General features: G+C 59.8%; 2 protein-coding genes. Both read right to left on the reverse strand.

Going from position 1 to position 4,797, the window contains the following annotated elements:
• Nucleotides 1–79: 79 nt before the first annotated feature.
• Nucleotides 80–2,272 (reverse strand): hypothetical protein, encoded by a 2,193-nt coding sequence (locus DW899_RS10250; protein WP_158566612.1) that lies wholly within the window; start codon nt 2,270–2,272, stop codon nt 80–82.
• Between the two features lie 183 nt (nt 2,273–2,455).
• A complete protein-coding gene (locus DW899_RS10255) occupies nt 2,456–4,345 on the reverse strand; it encodes a carbon starvation protein A (protein WP_117801038.1) in 1,890 nt (629 codons plus the stop codon).
• Nucleotides 4,346–4,797 lie beyond the last annotated feature (452 nt).

Raw genomic sequence — 4,797 nt, forward strand, 5'->3', positions numbered from 1 at the left:
AATGTGGCCTCCGTCGTGAGCAGGACTGTAGAGCAGGAAACCTAAGCCGGTGTCCCCGCTCTCCCGGGGCCGGCGGAATTTAGTTGTTCAGCATGCGGTCGAAGCTTCCCGAGTCGCCATCCCGATAGTCGGCGGTCATCAGAATCTCCTGCGGAATGCGCCCGCCTTCACGTAGCACATTGCGGAACTGCACGCGCGTGACCATGGGCAGATCCTTGATCGTCGCCGCCAAGTTCTGCGGCACGCCCTGGTTGGCAGCCGCGCGCTCGCACTCGCCGCCGGCCTTCACGCGACGCTTATGCTCGGCGAGCATGGCGCGGTACATACCGGCATGCAGGCGAATCTCAACCACATTGGCATTGCGAGCCTGCTCGACGATGCGCGCGCCCTCGCGGTCGATATCGCCCACGTAGTAGACGTAGTTAAAGCGATAGCCGATCTCGGCCAGATAATCGTCCAGGGCATGCGAGACGCTCGCCTTGCATCCGCCGCCAAAAATCACGCCGCCCACCTTGATGCCAAAGAGCTTGGCGTGCTTGCGGCCACGCAGCAGCCTGACGATCTCGTCGTAGGTGTCCAGGTTCTCGACCATAATGAACGGCTTATCGGCGCCCAGCGTAAAGAAACCCGTAAAGTGCACGGGGCGGTTGGGGGCGACCTTGATCGCCTGCATGCTGATGCCCTTTTCGGTCATGCGCCTTATCAGGCGCTCACCGTGCTTGCCGTCAAAAGCCTTCTCGTCGTTAAAAATCTGGTAGGCACGCTGGCGGCGCGAGGCAACCGGCGTATCGGCACCTCGGTTTTGCTCGATCCAAGCCTGGATGATTGCGATTTCCTCGGCAATCTTGCGGTTGGACATCTCGTTGTGCTGAGTGCGCTGCGGCGCCTTTTTGCCGTCCTTGCCCTCGACCTTAACAATTTGAGTCTGCTGTTCCTTGATCTTAGAGAGCGCCGTAGGCGTAGGGACAACTTTGAGCAGCTGCCTGCCCAAAACGCGGGCAAGGGCAAACGCCGATACCTCGCCGTGGACGGCCGACTCGGGCTGCTGGGTAGCACTATCAGCCGCGGCAGGCTCAGCCTGTGCATGAGGCTTACGCTTGGAATCTGCCCGGGTATTACGTTCCTGCTTGGGCGCAGACGAGCGCTTTTGCGGACGATCGGACTTGGCCTCCTTCGCCGGCTGGCGCTTGACCTGATCCACCGGAGTCTCGGCCTTCTCATCTCCGTTTTGTGTCGCTGTCTTCTCGGCCGCGGCCTCGGCATTTGAGCCACGACCGCCGCGGTGACGACGACGGCGGGGCTTGCCTGAGGCGCTCTCCCCCGCCTGCTTATCAGCGGTCTGTTGAGCTTTGACCTCAGTGTCAGCCGCAGGCTGCGACTCGGAAGGTTGCTGCTCGCGAGCCGCCGGCTCAACGGTTTTCTCGGTTTGTTCGGCCTTCTCGTCCTGGGTGGTCGAAACCGACTCGCCCTTCTCCTGACGCTTTACGGGATACGCACGTCCCGCAAAACCACGTCCGGGACGGCATGAACCCGGAGCCTTCTTGGCAGACTCCTCAACATCGTCTGCAACCTCAGAAGACTCTTCAACCTCACGCGCGGCATCCTGCTGTGCAGCCTTAAAGTGAGCACCGCGACGGCGCTTGGGCTCTTGGGCCTCCACGGGCTTTTGATCCCTCGTGGGCTTCTGCGACTCGGCAGCAACCTCGGTCTCAACAGCCTCGGCATCCGTCTCGCCCTTTCGAGCAACGGCGCGACGGAAGCGCTCCTGCTGGGCGCGGCGCTGTGCATCGCGCTTGCCGCCCCCGCCAAAACCGCCGCGTCCTGCCTTGGCCGTAAAGGCACGCACGACGTTCTCATCGAGCAACTCATCGGTATCGACATGCTCACGCGGAGCAACTTCTTCCACAGCAGGCACGTCAGCGAAATCCTCGACGACAAAATCTTCGACGGACTCGGCAGGCTGCTCCTGGGCATCGCGGATCTCGGCATTGATGGTATAGAACGCCGGGCGCCCGTTAATGCCGCTGCCCTCGATCTTGGTAACAATCTTTGCCGCGATGAGTTCGTCGCGCATCACCTTGGTGTTGCATTCCTTATCGACGGAACGGAAAATCTGCGCCAGCGCGCTCGACTTGATCTTGAGCGCCTTGCGGCAGAGCAGGTCGTAGGCAACCAGCTTGGCGCGCTCGGCAGAAAGCGACGTCTTGCTGCTCAGGCGCTCAGCCAAAGCATCGACATTGTTTTGATTATCGGAATATACCGTCTTGGCCACGGGGCCCCTTTCATATGTACACATATACGTCTATATGGTACAACGCGCGCCCTTATTCACGCAAAACATCTGCGAGAACGCCCTTGCACCACCTGTTATCACAAGAAAAAAGACCGGGTCCGCTTGATTGCGGACCCGGTCTTTCCGAGTCAAATAGATGGGAGATTCAACCCGTCCGACCGACTACGCCTTAGCGGCCTCGGCGTCGGCAGAAGCCTCAGCGGCAGCGGCGCGACCGTACTCGGCCTTGCCCATCTCGGACCACTCGGGCTCCTCGTCGGGCATGGAGCCGGCCTCCTTGCCGAAGAACTCCTTGAGACAGTTGACGGCAACGATGAGGCCCAGGACCATCAGCAGGACGGCGAAAACGAGCTGCAGGCCCTTGGTGGCGGCGACGGAGACGGCGGCCGTGGTGGCGGTAGCCGGGATGGTGCCGAAGAAGCCGTAAGCCTGGACAGCGGTCATGCAGCCCATGGCGCTCTGGACCAGCGAGGTGAAGGTGCAGCAGAGCAGGAAGGCGACGGGCACGTAGAGCATCCAGCCCTTGCGGCCGGTGCACTTGCAGAACACGGCGAGGGTGATCATGGTCATGCCGCCGAGCAGCTGGTTGGAAGCACCAAAGAGCGGCCAGATGTTGGCATAGCCGCCAAAGGCGAGGGCGAGACCGGGAAGCAGGGTGACGACCGTGGCGAACCAGGGGTTGCCGAGAACCTTCATGTAGCCGGCCTTGGACTCGATGGCCAGGGCGTCGTTGGTCTGGGCAAAGAACTCGGAGAACGAGGTGCGGGCGATGCGGGCGACGGCATCGAGCGAGGTCAGGGCCAGAGCGGAGACGTTCATGGTCATGAAGACGGTAGCGAGCGTGCCGTCAACACCGAAGGCCTGCATACCGCGGGAGATGCCAGCGGCGAAGATCTGGAACGGGGTGGAAGCGACGCCGGCGTTGAGGGCACCAGTGCCGGCGGTGTTCATATCGGAGAACATGATGCCGGCGACGATGATGGCAAGGATGCCGACGAAGGACTCGACGATCATGGCGCCATAACCGACCTTGACGGCGTCCTGCTCCTTCTCGACCTGCTTGGAGGAGGTACCAGAAGAAACGAGGCTGTGGAAGCCGGAGAGGGCACCGCAGGCAACGGAAACAAACAGGACCGGGAACATCATGCCAGAAGCGCTGGAGAAGCCGGTAAAGGCCGGAGCGGTGATGGTGGCCTGGCCGTTAACACCCAGGACGACGATACCGAGGACAGCGCAAACGATCATGACGATCATCATGATGGAAGTGAGGTAGTCGCGAGGGGTCTTGAGCATCTGGATGGGCATGGCGCCAGCAAAGACCAGGTAGACCATGACGACGGCGAACCACTGGAACTTATCCAGGTAGACCGGGAACTGCATACCGACGGCGAACATGAGAACCATGAGGACCACGCCGGTGACGAACTCGGTAGCACCGGTGAGGTTGAACTTCTTCTGGGCCCAACCAAAGGCGATAGCGACGAAGGTGAACAGGATGGAGATGGTACCAGCGCAGCCGGCGGCATAGGACTTGGTGAAGTCGATGGCACCGGTAGCAGCACCAGAAGCGTCAACGACCGGGGTGAACATGAACGTCTTGCAGACCATGTCGGTGAAAGCGGCGATGACGATGATGCAGAACAGCCAGCAGAACAGCAGGAACAGGCGACGACCGGTCTTGCCGATGTACTTCTCGATGAGCTGAGCGAGCGACTTGCCGTTGTTCTTCATCGAAGCGTACAGGGCACCAAAGTCGTGGACGGCGCCAAAGAAGATGCCGCCGACGAGGACCCAGAGCACGACGGGCAGCCAACCAAAGGCCATGGCGACGATCGTACCCGTGACAGGGCCGGCACCGCAGATCGAACTGAACTGGTGTGAGAACGCGGTGAAGGCGGAGACGGGCGAGAAGCTCTTGCCGTCCTTCATGCGCTTGGCCGGCGTGAGGGCCTCTTTGTCAACGCCCCACTTGTTGGCCAGCCAGCGGCCGTAGCCCAGATAGCCGCAGGCGAGCACCGCCGCGGCCACAACCATGAGCAAAACTCCGTTCATTACATTTCCTCCTCTAAAAAGAACTACTCAGACATAAAAAATGAGGGCCGTCGGTTGCGCTCGACGGCCCTCATCTTCATCAGCCGCCCGTTATCGTACGGGCTAGCTGTATGTGCTAACCCGCATCAGATAATTACTACGCTGATAATGTCTAGCTGATGCGTGAACATGTCTGAGAAATCCTCTTCAATCATGATGCGAACGATCCGTGCGTGTTCACATCCCCCAGTGGTTGAAAAAGGAGTATGAAACTTTAGTTACCTAAAGTCAACGCAAATTTGTAATGAATTTTCAACTATTTTTGAATTTCTCGGTATAAAACGCCATTGACCTCGGACTTTACCCAACAAAAGTTTTTGCATGAGAGATGCCCCTCGGGAGCGGGCGGGCGTATACAAGGTTTCCTGCTCTACAGTCCTGCTCGCACGGAGAGCACATTAAGTGCTCTCCGG

It is taken from the genome of Collinsella sp. AM41-2BH (assembly GCF_003468085.1).
GTDB lineage: Bacteria > Actinomycetota > Coriobacteriia > Coriobacteriales > Coriobacteriaceae > Collinsella.

Excerpts from the sequence above, each read along its gene's own strand:
- DW899_RS10255 (WP_117801038.1), bottom strand. The coding sequence starts at position 4,345 with ATGAACGGAGTTTTGCTCATGGTTGTGGCCGCGGCGGTGCTCGCCTGC.